A 5,705-nucleotide genomic window follows, 5' to 3' on the forward strand; every position below is an offset into this window, starting at 1 on the left:
CAAAAAGAGAAAATTGCACCTGGCATAAATCAGCAGGAGGCAAAGTTCTATAAATTTGAATTTGAGGGTATACAAAACGTGAATACGGTATTAGAGCATCCTTCTACCCTGATAGAAGGTGAACCCATGCTTTCTGGTGCTATTAGAATTGTTTTACCGAAAGGTACAGATAATTTACATTTAACCCCAAAAGTAGATAACCTTATTAGTGACTTATATACGATCAGTCCAGCCTTAGGTGAAACAGTCGATTTCTCCAATAACAGAACGGTAGAATACACCATAACCTCGGTGGAGAATCCAGAAATTGAAGTTCAATATTTGGTGCAGGTGTTTGTAGAAAAAGGGCCTGAATTCGTAGATTTTTCAAACGTTCGTTTTACAGACGCTTTCGGATTTCAAGAAGGGTTTGAAATGGTGGCGGTACAGCATCCACAAATAAAAAGTGGAATGCAAGTAGGTAAAGGAGAGATCGCTATGGAGTTTGCCGGGTCAGGAAACCTTGTTTTTACTCCCAAAATGGAGGGTTTTAATAAGGATGAATTCACCGTTTCTCCTACTTTGGGAGAGCCTGTGGATTTTAGTAAAGGCCCTGTTGAATTTACCATTACTTCCAAGCTTAACCCAAATCTATCTGTACACTACTGGGTTGGGCTTTCCTTGGAGGTAGTCAGTGACAAAGCTGCTATATTCAGTATTTATCATGCCAATAAATCTGCTATTGATGCTAAATTGGGTGATAAGTTGGATACCAATAAACCCCTGGAAGAAATTTTAATTGATTTGGGGCTTACTTCAGCTATGGGGCCGGATAAGAAATCTTATAAAATAGAAGAGGGAAGATTAATTCACCTTGACCTTTCTGCCTTTGATATTCATTCTCTTCCAATTGAAATTTCTTATTTAACAGCATTGACCTATTTAGATTTGGGATACAATAAACTGACTTCCCTCCCACCGGAATTAAGTACATTGACAAAATTAGAAACCTTACTTTTGGATCGAAATGAACAATTAGGCACAATTCCTTCTGAAATTGGCAATTTAGCAAGCTTAACAGCCTTAGATATAGGAAATACGGCTACAGAAACCCTTCCCAAAGAAGTTGGAGCATTGAAAAAATTAAAGTTCCTTTGGATCTCAAGTACTGTAAATTGTTTACCCCAAGAAATTTGGGATTTGTCAAATCTTTGGGTTTATATTGAAGATAGCCCAACACGTATTTATGGGAATAGTGACCTGGATTGTGAGGAATGAAAAGACAAATGGTATTTATTCTCCAAAGGGGATTTTTTTCCCTCCAACACATTATAATGCATTTTTAACCAATATAAAGTTTTAAAGGAATCCAAAATCTCTATTCTTCCCATAAAATCCTCAAATTTAGGATTCAAAAATTATGGAATATTATACAACCTTTGCATAAGAAACCGATCGGGCTTGGGTAAATAATGGATTAAGAGATTCCTTAAATCCTGCCTATTTTTTTTCGAAAAAGAAAGGCTTTATCTTTCATTGTTGTGCAGTACTTTATAACGAAAGCGAATATATAAGAAAATAAACTGTCTTTTTATTAACAACTTATGCATTTCTCATCCGTTATTCTCTACAGAATAAAGAACTCTAACAAATGGGAACTAATTATAATCCCATTAGCTGTAATTATTATGATCGATTGGAGCATTGGGCAACTAGAGGTGAAGAAGTGAATATTGTTTTTTGGGAAAATGGTAGAAAACAAGAAGTAATGGCCAGGATTAAGAACTTATTTGTTCGTGCCAAAGTAGAATATATGTTATTGGATAATGGTTTAGAGTTACGATTAGACTATTTGGTTTCTGTAGAAGGATTTGAACTACCAAAGGCCTGCTGATGCAGGCTCTTTGATAAAACCCAAATCTTATCAAGATTGTATTTTTCTGAAGTATCGTTAAGAAAGCTTCACTAACTTTCTGGAGAAATAAGACCTCCATTCATCTATTAAATTGGGGTCATCTAATATAGATTTAATGGTATCAGGGTTGGGATTTGATTCAGTTTTTGCTTTTACAAATTTTGAGATAGAAGTTCCATTTCTTTTCTCCACCACTTGGATTGAATCCCCTTTTTGAAAGGATCCCTCCTCCAAAACTTCGAAATAGAATCCCGATCTGCCACTACGATGAAAGTGGGCAATCATTTGTCCATCATTGAATTTAACACCTAGTTTATAGCAAGGAAATCTTGGTTGTGTCACCCGAAGAAGAACATTTCCCATTTTTAAGGTATCCCCTAAAAATATTTCCTGCTCTAAAAGACCTGTTGTTACTAAATTTTCACCAAAAGCTCCCCATTCGAAATCATATTGTGCTAATAGTTCCTTCCAATAAGGATAATGTTCTGAAGGATATGCATATACTGCCTTGAATTTACCACCATGTACTTTCAAATCCGATTGAGTATCCGATTCTATTCCCAAGAAGTTAACCTTAACCGGTTTATCTATTGGATACTTAAAAATACTGGTAACAACATCTCGACCATTTACAGAAATAGTTTTCGGTTTCCCTGTCTGAATTGAAATTATCTTCATTTTATCTGTTTTTCTCCTATCAAGAGCCTCAGTTAAAACCTACAATTTTACGATAAAACTGCACTTAGAGAACAATGGGATCTCTAACGATATTTTTTCTTCCTAATAAAGAATGCTTTTTGCCATTTTCGCCTTGTTATCTCCTAAAAAAGTAGAAAAAGGACCTTTTCTTTTCATTTCTTTACAAAAGTAACCTAATGATAGCTTAGTAAAAAAAATAGGGACCATTACAGTTTTTGCAACGGCCCCTTTTTAGTTTTATACAATCTTTAGTGGTAGTTTGGCTTATTAGGCAAACATACTTAATTCTGACTTAACTAAGTCAAACCTGTCTAAATTCATCACTTTGGTCCAGGCCGCCACAAAATCTTTTACGAATTTTCCTTGAGCATCAGATGAGCCATATACTTCTGCCAAAGCACGAAGTTCTGAATTTGAGCCAAAGATTAAATCCGCACGAGTTGCTGTCCATTTTTTATTTCCGGTACCACGGTCGGCACCTTCAAATACTTCTCCTTTTTCATCCATTGCTTTCCAGGTTGTTCCTAAGTCTAATAGATTCACAAAGAAGTCGTTTGTTAATGTTTCAGGATTTGGAGTAAATATCCCGTGTTTAGAACCATCAAAGTTGGTGTCCAACACTCGCATTCCTCCTACAAGAACTGTCATTTCAGGGGCTGTTAAAGTCAATAATTGGGCTTTATCCACCAACATTTCTTCAGCAATGGAGGCGTAGTTTGTGTTTCTATAATTTCGGAAACCATCTGCTTTCGGTTCAAGCACTCCAAAAGATTCAACATCCGTTTGCTCCAAGGTTGCATCTCCACGACCAGGTGTAAAGGGAACCGTAATATCGTTCCCAGCATCTTTGGCAGCCTTTTCAATAGCTGCTGCCCCAGCAAGTATGATTAAATCTGCCATAGAAATGGCTTTGCCGAATTGAGCAGCATTGAATTCTTCTTTAATTACCTCTAATTTGCCTAACACTTTTTTCAACTGTGCAGGATTATTTACTTCCCAATTATTTTGAGGAGCAAAACGGATACGAGCACCATTGGCACCACCACGTTTGTCAGAACCACGGAAGGTAGAAGCAGAAGCCCAAGCCGTAGAAACTAATTCTGAAATACTTAATCCTGAAGCTAAGATTTTACTCTTTAAATCAGCAATATCCGCATCATCGACCAGGTCGTGAGTAAGGGCAGGGATTGGGTCTTGCCAGGTTAATGCTTCCGAAGGAACTTCCTTACCTAAATAGCATGCACGAGGACCCATATCACGATGGGTTAATTTAAACCAGGCTCTTGCAAATGCATCGGCAAACTCATCAGGATTTTCAAGGAAACGTCTGGAAATAGGCTCATAGATTGGGTCCATCCTTAAGGCCATATCGGCCGTTGTCATGATAGGGGCATGACGTTTTGAGGGGTCATGTGCATCTGGAACTAAATCGGCAGCATCCTCACCTATTGCTTCCCATTGCCATGCTCCGGCAGGACTTTTCACCAAATTCCATTCATAGTTGAATAATGTTTCAAAAAAGCTGTTATCCCACTTTGTGGGTGTTGGTGTCCAGGCTCCTTCAATACCACTGGTAATTGTATCTTTGCCTTTTCCTATGCCAAAGCTATTTTTCCAACCCTTACCTTGTTCTTCAATACCTGCCGCTTCTGGCTCTGGCCCTACGTTCGAAGCATCTCCGGCACCATGGGTTTTTCCAAATGTATGTCCACCTGCTACTAAAGCTACGGTTTCTTCATCATTCATGGCCATACGAGCAAAAGTTTCCCTAATATCTTTTCCTGAGGCAAGTACGTTTGGTTCCCCATTTGGTCCTTCCGGGTTGACATAAATTAACCCCATTTGAACTGCAGCCAAAGGGTTTTCTAAGTCACGATCGCCAGTATATCGCTTATCCCCAAGCCATTCCGTTTCTGTTCCCCAGTAAATATCTTCTTCAGGCTGCCAAATATCTTTACGGCCACCTCCAAAACCAAAAGTTTTAAACCCCATAGATTCTAGAGCGCAGTTACCTGCCAAAATCATTAAATCCGCCCAAGAAATGTTTCTTCCATATTTTTGTTTAACCGGCCAAAGCAACATTCGTGCTTTATCAAGATTCCCATTATCCGGCCAACTGTTTAAAGGAGCAAAGCGTTGATTACCTGTCGATGCACCTCCACGTCCATCTGCTGTACGGTATGTGCCGGCACTATGCCACGCCATGCGAATAAATAATGGTCCATAGTGTCCGTAATCTGCTGGCCACCAGTCCTGGGAGGTTACCATTAACTCATTAATGTCTTTTTTAATAGCATCTAAATCTAACTTCTTAAATGCTTCTGCATAGTCAAAATCTTCATCCATGGGATTAGATAAAGAGGAATGTTGACGAAGAATGTTAAGGTTTAATCGGTTCGGCCACCAATCTTTGTTTGATGTGCCACCCCCTGCTTTTTGTTTTGCCTGTCCATTGTGGAAGGGGCATTTGCTTAAATCTGAATGAGTATTGTCCATTATTTTTATTTTTGTTGTCTCCTACAAATAAAACGACAAATTTTCAATTGTTTTTATCGATAGTCTTTATAGCAATATTGATAAAATAGATGAGCACGTACCAAATTGTATTATGCCCCTAAAAAAGGAATTAAAGAAATTTCGCTTTCCAGCAGATAAATGCCATGTTTCCTCGTCTTTCTAAAGTACGATAATTGGACCCTTTGAGGATGAAAAAGGAATAAATTTTTTTGAACACCAAACCAAACTGTTTTCTATTACCAATGAAATTAAAAGCAATATTCAGTAATTGAAATTAATCTATAAGGAGGTTGAAGTTTACCACCAATAGTGGCAACTTCTCAAAGGGGAATTATCAAGGCAATAAAATATTGGAATCATACCCACAAATGCTCTTTATAATTTATCGGATTTTCTAAATTATTTTAAAGGAAAATCTCCAAATTTAGCATCTACCGTAAATCAACTGACTGCAAATACAATTTCAGATTTATTAGAAAAAGAAGGTTTGGAATTTTTCTTACTGCTCCTCTTAGCATAGCAGAATGGGACGAAATCCCCTTGTAAAATGAGTCATAAATATTATAGGATTATTTTGGGGTAAATCCGGAATCAA

4 protein-coding genes are annotated in these 5,705 nt (G+C 37.6%); 2 read left to right on the forward strand and 2 right to left on the reverse strand.

Going from position 1 to position 5,705, the window contains the following annotated elements; genetic code table 11:
• Positions 1-1,257 (forward strand): leucine-rich repeat domain-containing protein (locus E1171_RS08690; protein WP_187696349.1); only part of this gene is annotated, 1,257 nt, incomplete at its 5' end.
• Between the two features lie 373 nt (positions 1,258-1,630).
• Positions 1,631-1,873 carry a hypothetical protein gene (locus tag E1171_RS08695; RefSeq protein ID WP_155205617.1) on the forward strand — a complete coding sequence of 81 codons (243 nt, stop codon included), beginning with the start codon at positions 1,631-1,633 and terminating at the stop codon, positions 1,871-1,873.
• A gap of 57 nt (positions 1,874-1,930) precedes the next feature.
• Here E1171_RS08695 and E1171_RS08700 read toward each other — a convergent pair whose 3' ends face one another.
• Positions 1,931-2,572: an MOSC domain-containing protein gene (locus tag E1171_RS08700; protein ID WP_155205618.1), complete on the reverse strand. Its 642-nt coding sequence runs from the start codon at positions 2,570-2,572 to the stop codon at positions 1,931-1,933.
• Positions 2,573-2,860: 288 nt separating this feature from the next.
• Positions 2,861-5,089, reverse strand: coding sequence for a catalase/peroxidase HPI (gene katG / locus E1171_RS08705; RefSeq protein ID WP_155205619.1), 2,229 nt, complete (start codon positions 5,087-5,089; stop codon positions 2,861-2,863).
• Between the last annotated feature and the right edge of the window lie 616 nt (positions 5,090-5,705).

It is taken from the genome of Xanthovirga aplysinae (genome assembly GCF_009711365.1).
Taxonomy (GTDB): domain Bacteria; phylum Bacteroidota; class Bacteroidia; order Cytophagales; family Cyclobacteriaceae; genus Xanthovirga; species Xanthovirga aplysinae.

What these genes read in the sequence shown, in the direction of transcription:
- E1171_RS08700 (WP_155205618.1), bottom strand. Translation starts at nt 2,572, where the DNA reads ATGAAGATAATTTCAATTCAGACAGGGAAACCGAAAACTATTTCTGTA.
- katG (WP_155205619.1), bottom strand. Translation starts at nt 5,089, where the DNA reads ATGGACAATACTCATTCAGATTTAAGCAAATGCCCCTTCCACAATGGA.
- E1171_RS08695 (WP_155205617.1), top strand. Translation starts at nt 1,631, where the DNA reads ATGGGAACTAATTATAATCCCATTAGCTGTAATTATTATGATCGATTG.